The organism is Faecalimonas umbilicata, from assembly GCF_042846195.1.
In the GTDB taxonomy this organism is placed as follows: Bacteria; Bacillota; Clostridia; order Lachnospirales; family Lachnospiraceae; genus Faecalimonas; species Faecalimonas umbilicata.
Genome location: NZ_AP031411.1, coordinates 2,047,018 through 2,070,307 on the forward strand (window position 1 = coordinate 2,047,018; position 23,290 = coordinate 2,070,307).

Annotated in this window: 22 protein-coding genes and 1 riboswitch; all 22 genes read right to left on the reverse strand. The window is 42.8% G+C overall.

Annotation, left to right across the window (positions count from 1 at the left end):
* Window positions 1–195 precede the first annotated feature (195 nt).
* Entirely contained in the window at window positions 196–567 is a 372-nt protein-coding gene (locus ACGG81_RS09775; protein ID WP_390108084.1) for a YccF domain-containing protein, read from the reverse strand.
* Window positions 546–1,028, reverse strand: a complete 483-nt coding sequence (locus ACGG81_RS09780; RefSeq protein ID WP_016438377.1) for a hypothetical protein — start codon at window positions 1,026–1,028, stop codon at window positions 546–548. Before ACGG81_RS09780 ends, ACGG81_RS09775 begins: the two co-directional genes overlap by 22 nt.
* A gap of 348 nt (window positions 1,029–1,376) precedes the next feature.
* A complete protein-coding gene (locus ACGG81_RS09785) occupies window positions 1,377–2,231 on the reverse strand; it encodes a hypothetical protein (protein WP_009262342.1) in 855 nt (284 codons plus the stop codon).
* 171 nt (window positions 2,232–2,402) lie between these two features.
* Window positions 2,403–3,056, reverse strand: a complete 654-nt coding sequence (thiE, locus tag ACGG81_RS09790; protein ID WP_009262343.1) for a thiamine phosphate synthase — start codon at window positions 3,054–3,056, stop codon at window positions 2,403–2,405.
* 54 nt (window positions 3,057–3,110) lie between these two features.
* Window positions 3,111–3,974 (reverse strand): hydroxyethylthiazole kinase, encoded by an 864-nt coding sequence (gene thiM, locus ACGG81_RS09795; protein WP_390108087.1) that lies wholly within the window; start codon window positions 3,972–3,974, stop codon window positions 3,111–3,113.
* Window positions 3,904–4,491, reverse strand: coding sequence for an energy coupling factor transporter S component ThiW (gene thiW / locus ACGG81_RS09800; protein ID WP_390108090.1), 588 nt, complete (start codon window positions 4,489–4,491; stop codon window positions 3,904–3,906). Before thiW ends, thiM begins: the two co-directional genes overlap by 71 nt.
* Before the next feature lie 94 nt (window positions 4,492–4,585).
* The gene (gene thiD / locus ACGG81_RS09805; protein WP_008974960.1) at window positions 4,586–5,377 is read right to left on the reverse strand and encodes a bifunctional hydroxymethylpyrimidine kinase/phosphomethylpyrimidine kinase; all 792 of its coding nucleotides are present in this window, start codon (window positions 5,375–5,377) and stop codon (window positions 4,586–4,588) included.
* A 207-nt stretch (window positions 5,378–5,584) separates the two neighbouring features.
* A riboswitch (TPP riboswitch) is annotated at window positions 5,585–5,692 on the reverse strand.
* Window positions 5,693–5,714: 22 nt separating this feature from the next.
* On the reverse strand, window positions 5,715–7,529 hold the full coding sequence (locus tag ACGG81_RS09810) for an ABC-F family ATP-binding cassette domain-containing protein (protein ID WP_320852524.1): 1,815 nt from the start codon (window positions 7,527–7,529) through the stop codon (window positions 5,715–5,717).
* A 106-nt stretch (window positions 7,530–7,635) separates the two neighbouring features.
* The gene (locus ACGG81_RS09815) at window positions 7,636–8,337 is read right to left on the reverse strand and encodes a response regulator (RefSeq protein ID WP_009262347.1); all 702 of its coding nucleotides are present in this window, start codon (window positions 8,335–8,337) and stop codon (window positions 7,636–7,638) included.
* A complete protein-coding gene (locus ACGG81_RS09820; RefSeq protein ID WP_320852523.1) occupies window positions 8,330–10,081 on the reverse strand; it encodes a DUF4118 domain-containing protein in 1,752 nt (583 codons plus the stop codon). The genes ACGG81_RS09815 and ACGG81_RS09820 overlap by 8 nt, the downstream gene beginning before the upstream one ends.
* 46 nt (window positions 10,082–10,127) lie before the next feature.
* Complete coding sequence (locus ACGG81_RS09825; RefSeq protein ID WP_008974955.1) at window positions 10,128–10,775, reverse strand: potassium channel family protein; 648 nt, start codon at window positions 10,773–10,775, stop codon at window positions 10,128–10,130.
* 10 nt (window positions 10,776–10,785) lie between these two features.
* Window positions 10,786–12,135, reverse strand: coding sequence for a TrkH family potassium uptake protein (locus ACGG81_RS09830; protein WP_390108095.1), 1,350 nt, complete (start codon window positions 12,133–12,135; stop codon window positions 10,786–10,788).
* A 143-nt stretch (window positions 12,136–12,278) separates the two neighbouring features.
* Window positions 12,279–14,264 carry a DUF4118 domain-containing protein gene (locus ACGG81_RS09835; RefSeq protein ID WP_390108098.1) on the reverse strand — a complete coding sequence of 662 codons (1,986 nt, stop codon included), beginning with the start codon at window positions 14,262–14,264 and terminating at the stop codon, window positions 12,279–12,281.
* Window positions 14,257–14,901 (reverse strand): potassium-transporting ATPase subunit KdpC, encoded by a 645-nt coding sequence (gene kdpC / locus ACGG81_RS09840; RefSeq protein ID WP_116441304.1) that lies wholly within the window; start codon window positions 14,899–14,901, stop codon window positions 14,257–14,259. Before kdpC ends, ACGG81_RS09835 begins: the two co-directional genes overlap by 8 nt.
* Before the next feature lie 25 nt (window positions 14,902–14,926).
* Complete coding sequence (gene kdpB, locus ACGG81_RS09845; RefSeq protein ID WP_009262352.1) at window positions 14,927–16,984, reverse strand: potassium-transporting ATPase subunit KdpB; 2,058 nt, start codon at window positions 16,982–16,984, stop codon at window positions 14,927–14,929.
* A gap of 24 nt (window positions 16,985–17,008) precedes the next feature.
* Window positions 17,009–18,745, reverse strand: coding sequence for a potassium-transporting ATPase subunit KdpA (kdpA, locus tag ACGG81_RS09850; protein WP_390108101.1), 1,737 nt, complete (start codon window positions 18,743–18,745; stop codon window positions 17,009–17,011).
* Entirely contained in the window at window positions 18,746–18,886 is a 141-nt protein-coding gene (locus ACGG81_RS09855) for a hypothetical protein (protein ID WP_016438366.1), read from the reverse strand.
* Window positions 18,887–19,080: 194 nt separating this feature from the next.
* A complete protein-coding gene (locus tag ACGG81_RS09860) occupies window positions 19,081–19,278 on the reverse strand; it encodes a hypothetical protein (protein ID WP_320852518.1) in 198 nt (65 codons plus the stop codon).
* A 115-nt stretch (window positions 19,279–19,393) separates the two neighbouring features.
* Window positions 19,394–21,502, reverse strand: a complete 2,109-nt coding sequence (locus ACGG81_RS09865) for a sensor histidine kinase (RefSeq protein ID WP_390108104.1) — start codon at window positions 21,500–21,502, stop codon at window positions 19,394–19,396.
* Window positions 21,474–22,178, reverse strand: coding sequence for a response regulator transcription factor (locus ACGG81_RS09870; RefSeq protein WP_008974945.1), 705 nt, complete (start codon window positions 22,176–22,178; stop codon window positions 21,474–21,476). Before ACGG81_RS09870 ends, ACGG81_RS09865 begins: the two co-directional genes overlap by 29 nt.
* A 222-nt stretch (window positions 22,179–22,400) precedes the next feature.
* A complete protein-coding gene (locus tag ACGG81_RS09875) occupies window positions 22,401–22,871 on the reverse strand; it encodes a DUF3783 domain-containing protein (RefSeq protein WP_390108107.1) in 471 nt (156 codons plus the stop codon).
* Window positions 22,838–23,275, reverse strand: a complete 438-nt coding sequence (locus ACGG81_RS09880; RefSeq protein WP_016438361.1) for a MarR family winged helix-turn-helix transcriptional regulator — start codon at window positions 23,273–23,275, stop codon at window positions 22,838–22,840. Before ACGG81_RS09880 ends, ACGG81_RS09875 begins: the two co-directional genes overlap by 34 nt.
* Between the last annotated feature and the right edge of the window lie 15 nt (window positions 23,276–23,290).

Genomic DNA, 23,290 nt, shown 5'->3' on the forward strand with positions numbered 1-23,290 from the left:
AGCTATCATTGGTATTTCTATTCTTGCAGCTGTCATCGCTGCAGTTGTCACAGCTTCATTTGCCGGCGTGCTCGCAGCAGAGCTTGACGATGAAGAATAAGAAATCATTAAAAATGGATGCAGACCTGCCACTTACAGATCCGCATCCATTTTCATTTATATAATTCTACATAGAAGAGACAATTATCCGCTGTACTAAACGACACTGTCATGTACAACACTTCCAAACGGCATCAGTGCCAGCTTGGCAATTTTAAAATGCTGCAATCCAAACGGGATTCCGATAATTGTAATACATAAAAGACATCCCAGTAGCGCTGACTCAATTGCAAGTGGAAGTCCCGAGATAAGCAACCATATGATATTCAGCAAGAGGGAACCTGCACCTCCTCCATAAGTAATCTCCTTTCCAAACGGGAAAAACGACAATGCCGCAAACTTAAAACACTGCATCCCCACCGGGATTCCTATGATTGTGATACACCAGAGGCACCCCGTCAGAAGCCAGCTAAGCCCTGAGATCACACCTCCACAGAGAAACCAGATTACATTTCCAAGACATCCCATACTACATCCTCCTCTCCATCTTTCTGATATCGTTGATTCATCATCTGAAGGCTTAAAAGAAGCTGTCGGATCCTCTCAAGCGCTTCATCTACCTGCTTTGATGCACGCGTAATTTTTTCCTGCATAGCCCAATCTGATAAAATATTATCAAAAAATATATCTGCGAACTTTTCAAAACTTTGTATTTCCACATGAATTTCCGCATTTACGGAGATATCTGCCAGTTCTTTTTCAAACATCTTCACTTTCTTTCCGGCAAGCTCCAGTGATTCCTGTGCTTCTTCCAGTCGATTATGCTTCAGCATACTGCTCAAAGCCCCGCCTCCCAGAATATCCCATATTCCTAAATACTTCGCATCCTCTAACTTTTTCTTTGCCTCTTCCAGGCAATGGACTGCACATACTCCCGCTGCCATTGCCTCCTTTACCTCCTGCACATTTCCTTTCCTTTTTTCTTCCATAACTAAATCCTTTCTGCCCTTTTGGCTTCCACACTTTTCTCCCGGCAAAAATTCTTTTTTCTTCCAGCGGTATCCTGCCGAAACACATTTCCCGGCAGGTATATATTCCAGATGTACTTTTTCTTAAAATAGAAAAAGACTCCTACCGGGGCAATTTCTGCCTCGATAAAAGTCTTGCACATTTCATTTGATACGGATACCTCTCGATATCGGGTGACGATCTCAAACCCACCTTACGGTGTCTGGCTACTCCCTCTTATCTTGATTATGATTCTAATACGTTTCCCCGCTCTTGTCAATCTATTTTTTCTTTTCACAAATCATTTTACAAATCTTATCACAAAATGACTATTTCTGCTCAGTTTTTGCTCCGGAAACAGTAAACCCGTACTTCACAGTTCCATTTTCCCATACCGCTTCCAATTCATATACCGAATTCACCTCTGCTTCTTTCAGTTCGCCTTCACTTCCATCCATCGTGACATCCTGCTCTGTAAACTCTGCCGCTTCACCAGAGAGTGTTTCCATGCTCCACTTTTTCACAGTGACTTTCTCCGGTTTCCTTGAGAACATAAATTTCAGACTCTTATCCTCCGCATCACAGATAATCTCCGGGAGTACACCTGCCTGATACTTTTCCAAAATAGACCCTTCTTCTGCTTTTTGACTTTCTGTTGTCCCGTCATCCTCTGTGTAACTCCAGTCATAGGAAACAGGGGAAATGCTTGTCGATACGATTGCAAGCTTCTGATAATTTTCAATACTGAGCGTTGGTATTTCAGAAGGATCTGGCGCCTGGTAAAATGCATCGATCAACGGCTGGTATTTCTCAGCAATTTTCTGATCTCCCTTTTCTGTACGAATCATCTTTGTCACACCTGCATACTGTGGCGGAAGACTCTGTGTAACTGCCCCATTTCCATAAATTTCTATTGTATCTCCGGCTTGCAGATTTTCTTTGGAAATCTTTTCTCCATTTTTGTCAAATAACTTTCCATCTGGAATTTCTGCTTCAAACAATGTTTCATTTTTTATATCTGCAAAAATGTAAAATTCCTGTTCTTCCCCATAAGTGAGATAAACTCCTTCTACAGTCGGTATTTCCTCTTTTTCTTTAGTTGTATTTTCCTTTTTTCCACAACCTGTACCTAAAATCAGTACTGATGCGAGAAGCACTCCTATCATTCTGCTTTTTTTCTTCATGTCTAACGCCTCCTCTTTCTACTATATTTTTATTATCTTTCCCATTCTTTTTGAATGTATCAGCATTATACCAAAAGCTCGCAGAAAAAAACAGTGCAGAACCTTCTTTTTAAGATTTTGCACCGCTTTTCTTAAGATTTTACAAAGAATTCTATTTTCCTTTTCGGCAATCTATTTCCCTTCTGTATCTTTCAATTTACAGATTTTTTCTTTCAAATGTTCTGCTGCTCTCTTTGGATCATCGGCCTTCATGATCGCAGATACGACCGCCACACCATCCATCTTGCATCCTCTTAAAATCTCAAGATTCTCTGCATTCAATCCACCGATTGCCGTCACTGGAATCGGCACAGTTTCACAGATTGCTTTCAATGTCTCCGGCTTTGTGAGAATCGTGATCACCTTTGTCGTTGTCGGGTAAATTGCACCCACTCCGAGGTAATCTGCCCCTTCTTCCCACGCTTTTTTTGCGGCCTCCACAGTCTTTGCTGTAGCTCCGATAATTTTCTCTGGTCCAAGCAGTTTTCTAGCCACAGCTACCGGAAGATCACTGGCTCCTACATGAACCCCTGCTGCATCACATGCAATCGCCACATCCACCCTGTCATCAATAATCAGCGGAACTCCATAGCGATCGGTAATCTTCTTTACAAGAATTGCCTTCTCAAGATATTCTTTTCCGCCTGCCTCTTTTTCTCGCAGCTGTACCAGAGTCACACCTCCTTTACATGCTTCCTCCACAGTCCGAAGCAATGACTCTGTCGTATGATAAGTACTGTCTGTCACCAAATATAAGGTAAGATCTACCTGATTTCCTGTTCTCATCTGTCCACCTCTTCTATTTTCCCATTTTTTCCTTGACAGAATCTGTCACTTTTTCTATTCAAAATTCTGCTTGATTTTTTCCCGCAGTCGAAGTCGATTCCTAATTTCTTCTTCCTGCAGATCATATAGCGCATCTAAAAATGCTATCTGGAAACTTCCCGGTCCTCTGCTGTTTTCTGCTCCTAATTCCCCTGCGATTCCCATAACTGCTGCTGCTGCCAGCACTGCCTGTCCTCTGCTTTCTGCGGCTTCCGTAAGATAAGTCCCGCACAATGCCCCAAGCATACAGCCGGTTCCTGTGATTGTTCCAAGCATAGCATCTCCATTTGTCAGACAGTAGCAATGGGGTCCTTCTATGATCAGATCCTCCTGACCGGTCACGAGAAGAACTGACCGATACTCCTCCGACAGCCTGTAAAATGCAGGTAAGATTTCCTTCTCATTTTCCTCTGAAAACCGATCTCTTTCTCCTGCGTCCACTCCGGTTCCATATGTGGAAAGCCCTGCCAGTTTCCGCATCTCTGACATATTTCCTTTTAGTACGGTCGGACTTCCAATCTCTAGTAGTTCTTTGGCATAATGCAATCGAAGACTGCTGCACTGGATCCCAACAAGATCCAAAACAGTCGGAACACGATTCTTTAGTGCCTCCTGAAATGCTTTCTTCATAGAACTCATTCTCACATCGGTAATATTTCCAAGATTTAAAACAAGCACCTGCGCTGTCCTTACGATTTCTTCTACCTCCTGTGGATGCTCTGCCATGATCGGCCGACCACCGGCTGCCAGTACAATATTTGCACTGTCATGGATGGCAATCGGATTCGTGATACAATGTACAAGCGGTCTATGCTGCCTGATCTGCTCCCCCAGTACTGCGATCTTCGCCGCTATTTTTCTTAACATTTCCTTTGTCATATACTTTCGCTCCAAGACTCCATTGAATTTTTGCAAGCACTCCACTTCTGCTGAGCTGATTTAACAGAAGCCATGCCACTGCTCCTCCCATACAAGTTGCACCAAGAAACATTGGTGTATAGAAAAATGCATTCAGCCCATCTCTTCCCATCAGAAATGCCATGACCGGATAGGATACAAGTGATCCGATGATTCCTGTTCCGAAAATCTCCCCAAACACAGCACAGAAAATCTTTCCGTGAGATGCACGGTAAAAAACACCGGATAAAAATGCTCCAAATACTGCTCCGGTCAGAGCAAGCGGCGGGATTCCCATGAACATCATCCGGATAACCCCGATCATCGTCGCACAGAGCAGCGAATACCATGGTCCTAAAAACACTGCACAAACAATGTTGACAAGATGTGCCGTAGGACACATTCCCTCCACGCGCAAAATCGGTGAAATGACAACTCCCACAGCTACGAACATCGAAAGCATTACCATTCGGTTCGTGTTCATTTTTTGTTTTTTCATGATGTGATTCCTCTCTTTCTTTTGTTGGAACACACCTGACAATCATGCCTGAAAATTTTCCCAGAAAGGACATCAGTCCTTCTGAACATTTCTCTTAATACACTCCTTCGACCCGAAAAGCATGATCCATCGGACCACTTCCTTTTCCAAGATCCAGCATTGCCTCCAATGCCCCGGAAATGTAATTCTTCGCATTTTCTACACTTTCTTCCATCGAAAAGCCTTTTGCAAGGTTGGAAGCAATCGCACTGGAAAGCGTACATCCAGTTCCATGGGTATTCGGATTCTCAATCCTTCTTCCACGGAACCATCGAAATGTTCCATTTTGATATAATAGGTCATTGGCATCGTTCTTCTGATGTCCGCCCTTACACAGGACAGCACATCCATAGGCCTCACTGATCTTTCGTGCAGCTGCGATCATATCTTCCTCCGTGAAGATTTCCATCTCTGCAAGCACTTCTGCCTCTGGAATATTCGGAGTTAGAAGATCTGCCATCGGAAGTAACGTCCTTTTTAGTGTCGCAATCGCCGTATCTTCCATTAATTTTGCGCCGCTTGTCGCCACCATCACCGGATCTACGACAATCTTTTTTGCATTGTACTTTTTCAGATTCCGGGCAATGACTTCCATCAGTTCTGCCGATGATACCATACCTATTTTCACTGCATCCGGATAAATATCAGTAAAAATACACTGCAATTCTTCCTCCAGAAATTTAGGAGTTACCTCCATAATATCTATTACGCCGGTCGTATTTTGTGCAGTCAATGCGGTGATAGCACTCATCCCAAATACATGGTGTGCCATCATGGTCTTGATATCTGCCTGAATGCCGGCGCCTCCGCTGGAATCGCTTCCAGCGATTGTTAATGCTGTTCTCATTTTGTTCTCCTTTTGCATTAATTTTATATAGCGGCAGAAAGTGGTGCCCCCGGCCTGCCGCTTCTTGGGTTCCCGATAGCTATTCCGGCGACATCCGTTCTCTCTGTCGCGGTACGATCTGCACGGAATACTCTAATTTTACAGGATTCTAAAGAATTTCTGTAACAAAAAAGCTGTGATAATCCGCGCGGGTACTATCACAGCATAAACTTCTACCGGGTATTTTCCTACGTTGGCATTATCCAAATCAGGTTATGGGTCTAAGCATACAGCTTACTCTCAGCCTGCTTTTCGCAAGCTCCCCTTGTTCTTTTCCAAGTTTTATTGTAGCACAATTTTACAGCAATGCAAGACTTTTCTGATTTTCAATTCGCTCTGCAAGATCATTTAAATATACCCACCGCTCCATCTTCTCTTCCAATGCAGCTTCTGCAGCTTCTTTCTGTTCGGTGATTTCCGAAAGCTTCGCTGAATTTGTAGCATATTGCATCATCTGCTCATCCAACTCCTCGATTTTCTGCTCCAAAGATGCTATCTCATCATCGATCGTCTCATATTCTTTTTGTTCTTTATAAGTAAATTTCAACTTTTCCGGAGCATCCTTTTTCCAATTCTTTCGATCCGCCTTTTTCTTTGCGGATTCCTCAGATTCTCTGACAACAGTCCCATTCTTGCGCTCTTTCGCTTCAAGATAATCCGTGTAACCACCTTCGTACTGTACAAGCTTTCCGCCAGCCTCAAATGCAAAGATACGATCTGCAATATTATCAAGGAAATACCGATCATGAGATACTGTGATCACAATTCCCAAAAAAGAGTCTAGATAGTCCTCAAGGATGGTCAGCGTTGGAATATCAAGATCATTCGTCGGCTCATCGAGAATCAATACATTTGGAGCATCCATCAATACTTTTAAAAGATACAACCTTCTCCTCTCCCCTCCGGACAGCTTTCCGATCGGGGTATACTGCATTGCAGGAGTAAATAAGAATCGCTCCAACATCTGTGAAGCTGTAATTCTGCCATCTTTTGTCGGAACATATTCTGCCACATCTTTGATATAATCGATCACGCGCTGATTCTCATCCATCTCCGTGACTTCCTGCGCGAAATATCCAATCTTGACGGTATCGCCAATCTCCACCGTTCCCTGATCCGGTTCTTCTTTCCCGGTAATGATCTTCATCAATGTAGATTTTCCACATCCGTTTGATCCAATGATCCCAAGCCGCTGATTTTTCAGTACAATATACTCAAAATCATCGATCAGCTTTTTCTGCCCATAACTCTTAGAAATATGGTGCAGCTCGATCGTCTTCTTTCCCATCCTCGTTTCCACAGAATCCATCTCAACCTCAGCATCTCTGACCGGAGCTTTTCCATTCTTCAGTGCCTCAAGCCGCTCCAACCTTGCTCTCTGCTTCGTTGTACGGGCACGGCATCCTCTCTTGGCCCACTCCAGTTCCATCCTGAGAACGCTCTGTCTTTTCCGCTCAGAGGCAAGTTCCATCTCCTCTCTTTGTGCTTTCAATTCCAGAAACTGTGAATAATTTGCCGTGTAGGAATATAATTTCCCATGGTCGATCTCTAAAATCTTATTTGTCACCCGATCCAGAAAATAGCGGTCATGTGTGACCATGATGATCGCACCTTTCCACTGGTTCAGATACTCTTCCAGCCAGACTGCCATCTCATTGTCAATATGGTTCGTCGGCTCGTCAAGAATCAACACATCTGCCGGATTGACAAGTGTCCGTGCAAGTGCTACGCGCTTTTTCTGACCTCCGGACAAATGATCAATCTCTTCGTGATGATCTGTAATCCCGAGGCGGTTCAACGCATTCTTTGCTTCACTCTCTCTTCCCCAGTCTGCTCCATCGGCACCGTCTGCCACATAGGAAAGAACTGTTGCATGCTCCGGGAACTTCGGCGACTGCGGAAGATAGGTGACACGAAGTCCCTTTTGAAAAATCACTTGTCCCTGATCCGGCTCTTCCAGCCCTGCAATTATTTTCAGAAGTGTTGTCTTGCCAGTTCCATTGATTCCGATAATTCCAATTTTATCTCCCTGATGAATCCCACAGGAAATATCATCAAACACTTGCTTCTCTCCAAACACTTTACTGATATGCTCTATATTAATTATGTTCATCTGCAATTCTCCTCATCTTTATCATCTTTCCCATTATATCGATTCCAATAGATTTTCTCAAGACAGACTGGGGAAGAATTTCAGAAGTTTTTCTTTCCTCTATATATTATTCTACTCGCAACATCCGGTAACCCACCCCGATATGTGTCTGGATATACTGGGGCATATCCGGCTCGCTCTCGATCTTCTTGCGGAGTGTCGCCATATATACACGCAGCGATGCCACGTCGTTCTCCCAGCTTCTGCCCCATATCTCCTGCGTAATATAAGTATGTGTCAACACCTTTCCGACATGTTTTGATAGCAGGCATAATAATTTATATTCAATCGGTGTCAAGTGTAATTCCTTTCCATCCATATAAGCACATCCCGCGCCGTAGTCCAGCATCAGTTTTCCGTTTGTGAAGGTGGACTTTTCTTCCTGGGTTCCCCCTTGCATGATTGCAAGTCTTCTCTGTGTCACCCGCAGCCTTGCAAGCAATTCTTCTACGGAAAATGGTTTCGTCAGATAATCGTCTGCCCCCGCATCCAGCGCCACAATCTTATCATTGTCCTCACTTCTGGCACTGATCACAATAATCGGCATATTAGACCAAGAGCGAATCTTTCGGATGATCTCTACTCCATCCATATCCGGCAATCCCAGATCCAAAAGCACAATATCCGGATTATACGAGGATGCTTCCAAAATCGCTGTCTGTCCATTTGCAGCTGTCTGATGGCGGTAACCGTGTGCCTTTAATGTTGTCGTGATCAGATTTCGTACAGATGTATCATCCTCGACAACTAAAATTAATAATTTATTCATTCAAATGTACCTCCTCTGCAGGTAATGTAAATGTGAAAATGCATCCGTGGGGATGATTGTCTTCTACCCGGATGCTTCCTTCGTGCGCCTCTATAATCGAACGACACAGCGACAACCCAAGTCCCAGACTGCGGCGACTGTCCACAATCTTATGTGTTCCAGTGTAAAACATTTCAAAAATGTGTTCTTTTGCCTCAGCACTAATTCCTGGTCCATTATCACTGACAGACACTTCCACCATATTTTCTTTTTTCTGTGAGGCAACTTCTATGACAGATCCCGCCGGCGTGTATTTCAGCGCATTGTCAATCAGATTGATAATTACCTGAAGAATCAATCTGACATCCATCTTTGCCATGAGAAATTCATCATTTTTCTTTAAATGAATCTGATATTCTGCACTTTTCCTTGGCAGATGGCGTATGGATTCCGCAGTCACTTCATCGATCAGCTCCACCGACATCTTCAAGTTCAGTCTGCCATCTTCTATCCTTGTCACAGACAAAAGATTTTCCACAAGATTGATCAGCCATATGGAGTCGTCATAAATATCTCCATATAAGCGAAGTTTCGTTTCTTTGTCAAATTTATCTTCATTCGATAAAAGATTGCTCGCATTTCCTGATATTACAGTCAATGGAGTCCGCAGATCATGAGAAATCGCACGCAAAAGATTTGCTCTAAGCTGCTCATTCTGAGCCATAACAGCAGCCTCCTCTTTCTCTCGGATACTCTGCTCATTTTCCAGCGCAAGCGCACATTCTCCGAGAATTGAAAGCACGATACTTTTCTCAAAAGTATCCATCGGACTGTTTCCAAGTGCAATCCCGATCACTCCATAAACCATGTTATTGACACGAACAGCCAGATATAAACATTTGGCATTTGGGAACATCTTTGTTGTTGCCCCTGCATGACGATTGTTCTTCATTACCCATAGACAGGCCTGCCGCTCCTCTTCGGTCGTATACGATTCTTGTTCCTCTTCTTCACCGCAATAATAAACATGCGGAGCCGAAAGAGATGCTTTCTCGACCTCATAGACTACAATATTTCGATTCAGAAGCTTGATCAGCTGCATGGCTGTGACTTCAAGAATATCTTTTTTGTCCCGCTCCTGTTGCAGCAGCTGATTCATATCAAATAAAATCTGTGTCCGAAATGCAGTCTGTGCCGCCTCTCTCGCATTATTTTTCAGCTTTACCGTCAGAGAGCTCGTAATCAATGCTGATAAAAACATAATTCCAAATGTAATAAAATATCCTGTATCATATGCTTTCAGCGTATATTTCGGAGCGGTAAACAAAAAATTAAAGATCAGCACACTGAACACCGAGAGCGTCAAGCTGTAAATCCTACTTGCTGTGATCGCCGCTGTGACAAGCACCCCTAAAATATAGACTGTCACAATATTAGACTGGCGGATTCCCAATTCCTCAAACAGAAGGCTAAGTACTGTTGTTACAGTTGCTACAACTACTGTCTTTACCCAGTCTGAGAGCATATAGTACTTCTGTTCCTGCTTTACCTTTTTCTCATGGTAGAGAGAAATACTTCTCTCCGCCCATCCTTTTTCCCTGCTCCTGCTCTCTGTCTCACTTTCTTCTGCGAGCATATCTTCTGTTTCCCACTCTCGCAGATATTTCTCCTGATTTTTTTCAAACAAACTGTCAATTTTCTTCATGCACCAGAAGCCTATGATTCCCGCTGATAAAAATACAATGATCATCCATATATTCTGCATCCTGTGACCGCCCCTCTGACTCTGCTATATTTTCTTATCTATTCCATTAAATATGGAAACACTTCTGTACATTTTTATTTTTTCCAAGAACAAGAAGTGTCTCATCTTCTTTGAAACAATAATCGGAATGAATCTCCGGATTAATCTGATCATCTTTTTTTACTGCAAGAAGTGTCACATTATATTTCCTGCGAATATCTAACTGATGGATGGTCTTTCCCACCCATGCCTTTGGTGTCTCCGTCTCATAAATAGAGTAATCCGGTGTCAATTCAATATAATCAAAAATGTGATCAGATGTATAGCGGATTGCCGTCCATGCTGCAAGCTGCTTTTCCGGATACACTACATGGTCTGCCCCATTTCTCAACAAAAACTTCGCATGAACATCTCTTGCCGCACGCGCTACAACTTTTCTGGCTCCCAAATCTTTTAAAAGACTTGTCGTTTCCAGAGAACTCTGGAATGCATCTCCGATCGCAACGATACAGACATCAAAATTTCGTACTCCCAAAGAACGTACGAATGCCTCCTCTGTGCTGTCCCCGATCTGTGCACTTGTCAAATATGGAAGTGCATCTTCCACTCTCTTTTCGTTTTTGTCCACCGCCAAAACTTGATGATTCATTTCATTTAATTTTCTGGCAACATGTCTCCCAAAACGTCCTAATCCGATTAATAATACTGATTTCATATCTCTTCTCCTAACCTATCGTTATTTTTTCCTGTGGTAATTTTGATTTCGTAAAACGGTGTCCAGATACAACCGCAAAAATCAGTGTCAACCCACCGACCCTTCCCCAGAACATGAGAAGGATTAAAATCATGTGGGAAAACAGACTCAGCTGAGGTGTTAAACCAAGGGACAATCCAACGGTCCCAATTGCCGACGATGTCTCAAACAGCGCTCCCATGAGTGGAACCTGATCAACACAACTGATCACGACTCCCCCCAGAAGAAACAGGGACATATACAAAAACAAAATGGTCGCTGCATTCTTCACTGTCTCTGACGGAATTCTTCTTCCGAAACACTGTACATCTTCTTTCCTGAAAAAAACTGCAAAAGAAGTAAGAAGCAACACAGCAAGTGTCGTCGTCTTAAATCCACCCGCCGTCGATCCCGGTGAACCGCCGATCAACATCAGCAAGATCATGATCAACTGGCTTGGCTCACTCATACGGTTCAGATCAACCGTATTAAACCCTGCCGTTCTTGGCGTTACAGACTGAAATGCAGACGCAAGAATCCTCTCTTTTTCGCTAAGGTCCGTCCACTCAGTTCTTCCAAACTCATAAAAATAAAAATACAGTGCCGGAAGCAAAATTAAAAGAATTGTCACAGTCAAAATAACCTTACTTTGCAGACGATACTTGTGAAAATGTAGTCTGTGGTGCCAAATATCATCCCAAGTCAAAAATCCAATTCCACCAATCACGATCAACGCTATGATTGCAAGGTTGATTGTAGTATTTCCGTTAAATCCGGTCAGAGACGAGAACGGTTGGTTCACCCCCATCAAGTCAAAACCTGCATTGCAAAACGCAGATACCGAATGAAATACTGCATACCACACTCCTTTCTTCATCCCAAATTCTTCACAGAATACAGGCGCCATGCAAATTGCTCCGAGAAGCTCGATTGCCAGCATCGCCCGCAGAATAAATCCGGTCAGTCTTACAATTCCTCCTACCTGTGTCGCGGAAATTGATTCCTGCATCGTACTTCTCTGCATCAGACCGATCTTTCTCCCCGAAAGAATTGCAATGGCAGAAGCTGCTGTGATCACTCCCATTCCTCCGATTTGGATCAACACCATAATGATCAGCTGTCCCTGCATCGACCAGTAACTCGCAGTGTCATGAATCACCAATCCGGTCACACAAATTGCTGACGTTGATGTAAATAATGCATCCGAAAATGAAGTCCCTACCTTTTCTACTGTAGAGGATGGAAGCATCAGCAGAAGACAACCCATCAGATTTACAAGAATAAATCCAAAAATAATCATCTGCGGAGAAGAAAAATGTAATTTTTTTTGTATCACGTCCATAAAGTATCTCCTGAAAAAAGTTATCCGATTCCTCTTCGATCTCGGTATTCTTTATATTACTTTAACACTCATTAACGCCGCATAAAGAAAAATATGCCAGTATTAAAATCGTATAAAGATTTTAATACTATTTTTACTATTTGTCATTCTTTTTCTTCGTTTCTTCTTTCCATCCGTCCACTCACCAGATTGATTCTCGCAAACACTAATGCCGCCTCATTTAACATTGCAGTCAGAAGTCCATATTCAAATGATGGAATCTGTCGTTTTTCTTCAAGTAGAATTCCCATTACACCGTAAATTTCATCACTTGTCTGAATCGGAAGATACATCGCCTTTGCCCCCGGAAGTGTATGTGTGCAGCAGCCTGCACGCTTCTTATTTGCAATCACCCAGTCTGCCACTGCCCATTCCTGATTATCTATCATACCTCGTAACTCTTCTCTCGACTCTCCTTCTTTTGGAAACACCCACGGTCCCACCGCTTTCCCATCTTTATTCAAGAAGAATACAACCGGAAGATTCATAAGCTTTAACACCTGACCGCTCAATTCTTTTAAAATGTCCTTAATATTATCTACCCGGCGCATTCTCCTGCTATTGTCAAGGAGAAGTTCTGTCCGATACATCATCTTGGCACTTTCTCTTGCTTGTCTTCTGGCATTAGAAATGATCGCTGAAATACTCAGAGAAAAAATCAGCATAAAAAGAAACGTCATACCGTACCCTTTCTTATAGATTTCTAGACTGTATAACGGCTCTACAAACAAAAAATCAAAAACCAACACACTGATCAGCGATACTGCTGCCGGTAGAAACCACCGTCTTGTATATAGAGAAAGAAGCAATACTCCAAGCAGATAAACCATGATAATGTCTGCATTTAAAAATCCAAGATACTGCATTCCCAGTCCGGCTGCCGTCGACAATATAAGCGACAGAAACCCTTTTATCACTTCTGCTCCACATCCTTCCCCTCTCTGAGAATCAACACCTCTCTTCTTTTTGAACTCTTCGCTCCACTTTCTCTTGTTGCTCTGTCTATCCGGAATAATGTAGATTTCTATGCCCTTTGTGTAGCTGTCAATCTGATCTGTCAGATTCCGCTTCCGCTGCCCCAGTACTGAGCGATGACTCGTTCTCCCAATGACAATCTTTGATGCTCCGCTGATTCTTGCATACTCTGCAATCTGAAACGCAACATCCTCACCGAAGACCGTTGCGATTTTAGCGCCTAGAAGCCTCGCCAGCCTGATATTTTCATCTCTTTTCTTCTTCACATTCTCATCCGCATTCTGCAGGGATGGTGTTTCTACATACAGTGCGGTAAATTTTCCCTGAAAGGCATAGGCAAGCCTCGATGCGCTGCGGATGACTTTCTCGCAACTTGGTGCCGGAGAAATACAGACAAGAATATGTTCCCCTTGATAAATTTCCCGCTTCTCATCTCCCGACACTGCCTGTTGTCCTTTCGCTGCCTCCCGGTTGACTTTATCTGCAGTCCTCCGAAGTGTGATTTCTCGAAGAGCAATCAGCTTTTCTTTCGCAAAAAAGTTATGAAGTGCCCGCTCTGCCTGTGTAGATTTATAAATTTTCCCGTCTTTGAGACGCTGGATCAGCACGTCCGGCTCAATATCAATCAGCTTAATCTGTGTTGCCCTATCAAAAATAAAATCTGGAATCCGCTCCTTGACGTGTATTCCGGAAATCTTTCCTACGATATCGTTCAAACTTTCCAGGTGCTGTATATTAACGGTCGTATAGACATCAATTCCTGCGTTTAAAATCTCTTCAATGTCTTCATACCGTTTCTGATGGCACATGCCCGGCGCATTTGTGTGAGCTAATTCATCAATCAAAACTACTTCCGGATTTCTCTTTAAAATTCCGTTTAAATCTACCTCTCTCAGTTTGATTCCTTTATAATCGACAAGAAGGGGTGGAATTTTTTCCAGCCCCTCTTCTTTGCTCCTTGTCTCTGCACGCTCATGCGGTTCAATATATCCGGCAACCACATCCACACCGCTTTTCTTCAGATCATGCGCCGCTTCCAGCATGGCGTAAGTCTTTCCGACTCCCGCCGCATAACCTAAAAATATACACATCTGTCCTGTTTCTTTTTTATTCATCCAATGTAACTCCCATCTTCTCGGCAATCTCGATGTTACACTTCAACACATTTACCTTCTCTTCTCCGAAGATTCCGAGAAACTTATGTTCTGTATTCTCTTCTACGATTGTTTCCACTTCTTCCTCAGAAAGTCCACTGTTTGCAACTACAATCGGAATCTGGACTTTAGCGGATGCTGGACTAATATGAGGATCTAACCCGGAACCGGAAGCGGTCAGAAGATCTGCTGGTACCTCTCCTTCCAATTCTTTTCCTGTAGCATTCTCATACTTCTTTTGAAATGCTTCCATATCTTTTTCCACGCGCGTCTGAAGTTCTTCCGTCGTGCTTCCATAGTTGTAAGAACCGGAAGCCGGTCCTGTGTAAGTGCCGTCCTCTTTTTCTTTCTCTGAATATACATTATAATTTACCGAAGAAACTCTTCCCTGAAAATACTGTTCCCCTTCAAACTCCTGTCCAATCAATTCTGAACCGACTTTCTTTCCGTTTATTTCTATCATACTTCCATTTGCCTGTTTTTTAAAGAGTAATTGGCCTGCTCCCGTCATCACAAGCGGATAAACAACTCCGCACAGCACGATCAGTACCAGTGTGATGCCAAATGCTTTTTTTAAATAAGATGTAAAATTTTTCATCTTTCTCTTCTCCTTTTTTCTGTCTCTATAATCCTAATAGTGCGAGCAAAGGTGTCACTACAATATCAATCAGCTTGATACCGATAAATGGAACGATGATTCCACCAAGTCCATAGATTCCCATGTTCTTTAAAAGCATTTTTTCAGAACGCATCGGTTTATATTTGACACCTTTCATTGCAATCGGGATCAGACACGGAATGATGATCGCATTGAAGATCAAAGCAGAGAGGATTGCGCTGAATGGTGTGGACAGTTTCATAATATTTAATACCTGCATCTGCGGGATGACAAGTGTAAACATTGCCGGAATGATCGCAAAATATTTTGCTGCATCGTTTGCAATACTGAATGTTGTCAGGGATCCTCTCGTAATCAGAAGCTGTTTTCCAATCTCCACGACTTCCAGAATCTTAGTCGGATCGGAATCCAGATCGACCATGTTGGCTGCTTCTTTCGCTGCGGAAGTTCCACTGTTCATCGCCAGTCCGACATCCGCCTGTGCAAGCGCCGGTGCATCATTTGTCCCATCTCCAGTCATCGCAACAATCTTTCCTTCTCCCTGCTCTTTCTTAATCTCATCAATCTTATCTTCCGGCTTACACTCTGCGATAAATCCGTCCACACCTGCTTCTTTTGCGATGGTTGCCGCTGTCAGCGGGTTATCCCCGGTGCACATGATCGTTTTGATACCAATCTCTCTTAACCGTTCAAATCGTTCCACAAGCCCCGGTTTTACGGTGTCTTTCAGGTAAATCACACCGTAGATGACATTCTCCACACAGACAACAAGTGGTGTTCCTCCAAGACTTGAGATATCTGTCACGATTTTTTCCAGATCAGAAGGAATCTTTCCTCCTTTGGCAGCAACATATTTTTTGATTGCGTCAAAGGCACCTTTCCGGATTTGTGTGCCATCTTCCAGATTGACACCGCTCATCTTTGACTGAGCAGTGAATTCCACAAACTCTACCTGATCTGCCACAGACTCTTCCATTCTTGTTCCCATTGTCTTTCCAAGCTCTACTACAGATTTTCCTTCCGGTGTTGCATCACTTAAGGAAGTCATTACTGCATAATCAATCAGATCTTCCTTTTTTATCCCTTCCACCGGAATAAAATCGGCTGCCAGTCTGTTTCCATATGTAATCGTACCGGTCTTATCAAGAATCATCGTATCGACATCACCACATGCTTCCACTGCCTTTCCAGACAATGCAATGACATTATATCTTGTTACACGGTCCATTCCCGCAATACCGATTGCCGAAAGCAATCCCCCGATCGTAGTCGGGATCAGGCAGACAAGCAATGCGATCAGTGTTGCCACTGGAATCTCAACTCCAGAATAATCTGCGAAACAATAAAGCGTCACAACAACGATCAAGAAAATAACCGTCAGACTGATCAACAGAATATTCAGCGCAATCTCATTTGGTGTCTTCTTTCTGGAAGCGCCCTCAACAAGAGAAATCATTTTGTCAAGAAAAGAATGACCCGGATCTGAAGTGATTCTTACTTTCAGCCAGTCGCTGACTACTGTCGTTCCTCCTGTTACCGATGAGAAATCTCCTCCTGCTTCTCTTGTGACCGGGGCAGACTCTCCGGTGATCGCAGACTCATCGACAGATGCGATTCCTTCGATCACTTCTCCGTCCCCCGGTATCATCTCATTTGTCCGTACGATGACGATATCACCTTTTTTCAACTCTGATGCACTGATTTTCTTCTCGCTGCCATCTTTCATCAGAAGAACGGCAGTCGTATCTTTCTTTGTCTTCTTTAATGTTTCTGCCTGTGCCTTTCCCCGTCCTTCTGCGACAGATTCCGCAAAGTTCGCAAACAGGATTGTGACAAACAAGATCACGGTGACAATTCCATTATAGACTCTTAAATTTGCCTCATCACCGAAGATTGTCGGGAAAACTGTCAGCACCAGTGTAATAAAAAATCCAATTTCTACAACGAACATGACCGGATTTTTTATCATATATCTCGGATCTAATTTCTGAAACGATCCGATGACAGCAGATTTCATAATATCCTTTGTAATAAATTTTGTTTTTTTACTTTGTTCTTCCATTTCCGTCAAGATCCTTTCACCCTATTATGGCATCCACAGCACAAGATGTTCCGCAATCGGTCCAAGTGCCAGTGCCGGGAAAAATGTAAGTGCTGCAAAAATATACACAACAAACACAAGAATAAATACGAACAGTACGTTGTCTGTGCGGAGTGTTCCGACTGTCTCATTGACTCTTCGCTTCGCAAGAAAACTTCCGGCGATTGCAAGCTGCGCGATCATCGCAATATATCTTCCGAAAAACATCGCAAGTCCCGTCGTAATGTTCCAAAAATAAGTATTATCTGCAAGTCCCTCAAAACCAGAGCCATTGTTCGCTGCTGAAGAAGCATATTCATACAATACTTGCGACAATCCGTGAAATCCCGGATTTGTAATTCCTTCCTGCCCTGCACCTGTCATCACTGCCAGTGCGGAGAAACCGAGAATCAGAAGCGGATGAATGATCAGCACAATCGCAACCAGCTTCATCTCTTTTCCCTCAATCTTCTTATTCAGGTATTCCGGCGTCCGACCAATCATCAGACCGCATAAAAATACAGCAAGGATCACATACATGATCATATTCATCAATCCGACACCCTTGCCGCCAAACACACAGTTTAACATCATATGAAGCATCGGGATCATTCCTCCGAGCGGGGTCAGTGAATCGTGCATATTGTTGACAGTTCCAGTCGTAAAGGAAGTGGTCGTTGTAGTGAAAAGTGCTGATTGCGCAACTCCAAAACGAACCTCTTTTCCTTCCATATTCCCAACCGTCTGATCCAGTCCCGCTTCTGCAAGCAAAGGATTGCCAGACTGCTCCGCCAAATAACATACGGTAAGTCCTACAAGGAATAAGATAGACATTGCTGCAAAAATCGTTCTTCCCTGAGAACCAAAGCAAGTCACATTTCTTTTGATCTCTGCGACTGCGTTTCCTGTTTTCTCCTTTTTCCGCTCTGCGGCCATTTTACCAAAAGTAATGACACAGGCACCCGGTAAAAGCATCATCGAATATAGTTCAATGAGGTTGGAAATGATAGTCGGATTTTCAAATGGAGTGGAAGAGTTTGCTCCGAAGAATCCTCCGCCATTTGTTCCGAGATGTTTGATACTCTCAAGCGCCGCTACCGGCCCCATTGCAATATCCTGAAGTCTTCCCTCTATCGTCTCCACAGTTGCAGTTCCTGCCAGTGTCTGCGGTACTCCCTGCCAGATCAGAAGGATTCCAATCACAATCGAAAACGGAAGTAAAATTCTTGTAGTGATGCGGATCACATCTTCATAGAAGTTCCCGACACCTTTGCTATTTCCAGTAATTCCTCTGCAAAATGCCATACAGGCTGCATATCCGGTTGCGGCCGACGTAAACATCATAAAGGTAATGACTACCATCTGACTTAAATAAGAAAGGCCGGATTCCCCGGCATAATGCTGAAGGTTTGTATTCGTCATAAAACTGATAATTGTGTTAAATGACAGTGTCGGTTCCATTCCTTCAATCTGATTTGGATTTGCCAGCAGTATTCCCTGCACTCTTAGAATGAAATACCCTGCAAATACCATCACCGCATTTGTCATCAAAAGACTGATCGCGTATTGTTTCCACGTCATTCCCTCTCCTTTGATTCTGCACACTTTATACATCATCCGGTCTATTCTGTTAAATACCGGATCTGCAAATGTCTTTCGGTTGGTGGCGATATGATACATGTAATTTCCGACTGGAATCACCAATGCAATATAAATCGCCAGTGTGATAATAATCTGCAACATTTATTTTTCCTCCACATGATAGTATTTTTCTTTTTTTCTTTCTTTGGCTGTCCCGACCTGCTTTTCGCACCAGTCCGCCAGCAGCTTCATACTTCCAAAACAGATCAGCAACAACAAAATCATAAAAATATCTGTTATCATTATTCATACCTTCCTTCTCCATTTGTTTCCATATCAAATTAGCATAACGAAAATTAAGCCGGTGTTATAAATGTTCACTTTTCCATTAAAATCCTATAAAATTTGATATCAAAAAAAGCAACTACCCTATTGGATAATTGCTTTTTCTAAAACTTCTATTATAACTTTTTAATGCCGGAAGCCCTCTTCCCATTTTATATCCACCCAAAAACTATACCAAATGGCAGCATCACCACAGTTGTAGTGAGTGTAAGTGCTCCGACAAGTAAAACCGGTGCTCCTAAAAATGCAAGCGCACATGTCGCAACTGGATATTTATCTGAAAAATGATCAAACTCTTCTTTGCATTTCTTTTTCATCGTCGTCACCCGACTGATTATCTGCTTCATCATTCATTCCCTCCTTATGCTTTCCACAGATTATCATGTCAAGAATTAAAATACTTCTAAAAAGAAATGCGTAAAGTTAAAATTAAATAAGGATTGTTTTTTACAGGCAAGATGTCTGTTAGGAAATCTCCTCCATCTCTGTCCGTCTCCACTCAATCCGCGCAACAAACAGATCTCCGTTTACCTCGATTGTAAGTTTCCCTTTCTGAAGTTCCACAAAGCTTTTGACAATCGCAAGTCCCAGCCCGGATCCTTCTGTGTTTCTTGAAACATCCCCGCGAACAAATCGCTCTGTAATATCTCCCGGATTAAAATTTAATTCTCCTTTGGAAATATTTTTCATTGTGATCGTAACTATATCCTCGTTATCTGACACATCGATATACACCCTCGTACCTTCCAGTGAATATTTCAAAATATTGATCAACAGATTTTCAAAGATCCTATAGGTCTTCTGACTATCTAAAGTAAGATACACCTTTTCCTCCTGAAAGTTCCACCGGAAATCAAGCTCGGATTTCTCCACCCGTTCACTCAGTTCTAACCTCACCTGTTTTAAAAGTGAAATAATGTCTACTTTTGCCAATTCAAGCTTCACATTTTTGCTTGTCGCCTTGCTGACCTCAAATAAATCCTCAATCAGTACTTTGAGCCGCATAGATTTTCGCTCCAACACGTTGATATAGTTTTCTCGCTCTTCGTCCGTGATTCCTTCTTCTTTCAGCAGATTCACATAAGTGATGATTGCGGTCAGCGGTGTTTTCAGATCGTGGGAAACATTGGTGATCAGCTCCGTCTTCATCTTCTGACTTTTGACCTCTTCGTCTACCGCTGACTTAAATCCGCTCTGGATCTGGAGTAACTGCTTTCTGACTGGATCAAAAATTCCGAAATCCTGTTCCATAGACATATCAAGGTTGCCGGATGCAATCTTCTCTGTCGCCTGAAGCATCCGCTGATAATCCTGTTTGATCTTATAATACTTTTTGCAGATAGTCCGGAATAAGACCACTGAGTAGATCAGCACTCCCGCAATTCCAAAGAACCATCCCATACAAAACAGTGATACGATCACAAACTGTGCTGCAACAAACCGGAAGATTACTTTATTGGATTGTTCCTGCAAATCAATCCGAAAGAATATGTCAACCCGCTTTGCCAGTCCGCTCCATTTCTTTTTCAGAAAAGAACATGCTTTTTCCAGTTTCGCACGATGTTTTTTCAGAAACGGAATCAAAAATATCCTTTCTCTGACTACTTGTTTCCATCCGATACTGATTAGATTTCGGATGCTTCCTGTCACCCAGTAAATCAGACTGAAGTATATGATCCAGACAATCAGATTCCATGCCATGACCATACTTTCTGCATCTCCATTGCTCAATCCGAGCTGTACCAGTCTATCCTGAATATCTCCTCTCATTGTGCTGATGACCAGACTGGTAACTGCCTCCCACAAGATCAGCAGTCCTATGACAGTAATTCCAATGATTTCTACCGGCATCTGGAACCCTCTCTCGTTTCCGGTATTTAACTTTTTCACAAACGGAAGAAGTATCGCCGCACCGATCAGAACAAAAATCGAAATTCTGATCATATCCGCCATTCCGCTTCTATAATAAACGGCATAAAACGGATTCCCGATATAGGACTGATATGCCTCCCCCTGTTCCTTAGTCATACCATATAAAAATGTACAGTCCGCCGGAGTTCCCATCTCTTCTGCTGTCTCTACATCTTCATATTGATCTTCGTATTGACAATACAGTCCTTCCGACAGACGCACTTTCATTTTCTGGGCATAAGTTCCATAGCATTCTGTCACTTCTGCATTTCCAAGATGATCGTATTCCATCTGTACGATCCAGTCATATTTTTTTAGATGATCTTGTGCAAGAAGTTGTTTTAAAGATTCCCCGTTCTTTAGAATCGTTTTTCCATTTTTATTTAACACTTCATATTGAAGATATGGACGGATTTCCCGGAAAGAATTTCCCGGTGGATCCAGCTCCCGCGTATTCGCCCCACTGATTTCTTCATGTAAAACTTGATTTCCATTGTAAAGCATTTCCGCGAATTCCCGTGTCGTATAATATTTTCTGCTCTCTTTCTCACTCTGCTCTCGTATATGCGGATAGGCGGACAAAATCACCATCGCCGGAACTATGCAGAGCAGCGTCCATAAAAAATATTTGATCTTACATTTGTTTTTCCATCTTGTAGCCAATTCCCCACACCACCTTTACATACTTTGGTTCTTTTGGATTAATCTCAATCTTTTCCCGGATATTCCGGATATGTACCATGATCGTCTCCGTGTTGACCGCTTTTTCATTCCAGACTCTCTCATAGATCTCCTCTGCGGAAAAGACTCTTCCCGGATGTTTGATCAAAAGCAGCAAAATCTTAAATTCAATCGGCGTCATCTTGACCTGTCTTCCGTCCACAAGCACTTCCACACGGTCTTCATTGACCTCCAGCCCTCCGATCATATAGGATCTTTCCTTTTCTTCTTTTTTGTTGAGAGCCTCCTGAAATCGATTGTATCTGCGAAGCTGAGAGTTCACCCGCGCCATCAGTTCCATTGGGGTAAATGGCTTTGTGACATAATCATCTGCACCGATATTAAGCCCCATTACTTTATCCACCTCCTCTGATTTTGCCGATAACATAATGACCGGAAATTCATATTTTTCCCTAAGTCTCATCGTCATCGTGATCCCGTCCATCACCGGCATCATAATGTCAACGATTGCCAGATCGATCTTTTCCCGCTCAATAATCGCTAAGCCCTCCTTCCCATTCTCTGCCTGAAAGACTGTGTACCCCTGGCTGCGCAGATAAATCTCCACACCCTCCCTAATCTCTTTATCATCTTCTACAATTACTATCTGATTCTTCATATCCCCTGCTCCCTTTCGTTCCTTTTCGTATACTTTCTATAATAGAATAAAATCTTCCATAAACAGTTTCAGTATACTACTTTTCCTTTGCAAAACCTAGTATAAAGCAGAGTTCTAAATATCCCACGGACAAAATTCTAAAGATTTTCTAAAGGTTTTCATAGAAATTTCCTGAGTATTAAAAAAATACACCCTGCCGAAAATTTCCGACAAGGCGTATCTTTATAATGTCTGTTTTGGATTCATCTTTGCATGTTCTTCCTGCAACTCATGATACAGTTCCAAAGATGTCCATTTCTGATTGTACTCCGTCACAATCGCTTTCAGATTAACTTTCGCGATTCCCGCTTTTCGAAACTCCTTTAATAGCAAGTCGATCCTGCTGCTTGTAAATCCTTTCATCACAAGCATTTCCTCTGGAAATCCTTCCCCCTCATAAATGTCCCCGGACGATGGTATCTCCTTATTTCCCGCCAAAAATCCAATCGGCTCCAAATACTGCTCCTTTGACACTTTTTTTATCTTTACCTTCATTTTTAAAAGCACCATCTTAATCTTACGCGCCTTCTGGCCCTCATCAAAATTATACAATAACACGGTCTCAAAATTCATCTCGTTTCCTCCATTTCTTCCAAGCAGATATTGTTCCCTCTGCTCTTCTACAATGATACTTCTTCGTTCCTCAAATTGCAAAGCATCCGCTCAAGATAACTGTAAAGCATCTTCTGCTCCTCCTCTGAAAATCCATTCGTCAGACGCTTCTCCAACTCTTGAAAGACAATCGAAACTTCCTTTGCCTTCTCGCTTCCAGTCGGTGTCAATGAGATGAGAAAACATCTCCTGCACTCCTCATCGGTCTTTCTTTCTACATATCCTAGTTGGACAAGCTTATCCAGATTTCTTGACAACGTCGTCTGGTCTACATGACACATCTGTGCCAGTTCTTTCTGCGTAATTTCTGTCTTTTTCAACAACGCCTTCAGCACTCCCGGCTGTCCCGGTGTCAGCCCCAGCTTTTCAAATTTCGGTCTTAACGTCTGTCTGCGCTCCATATCAAGGCAGAACAAAAGGTCTCTGATCATCGCCGTTTTTTCCATATATGTTTTCCTCTT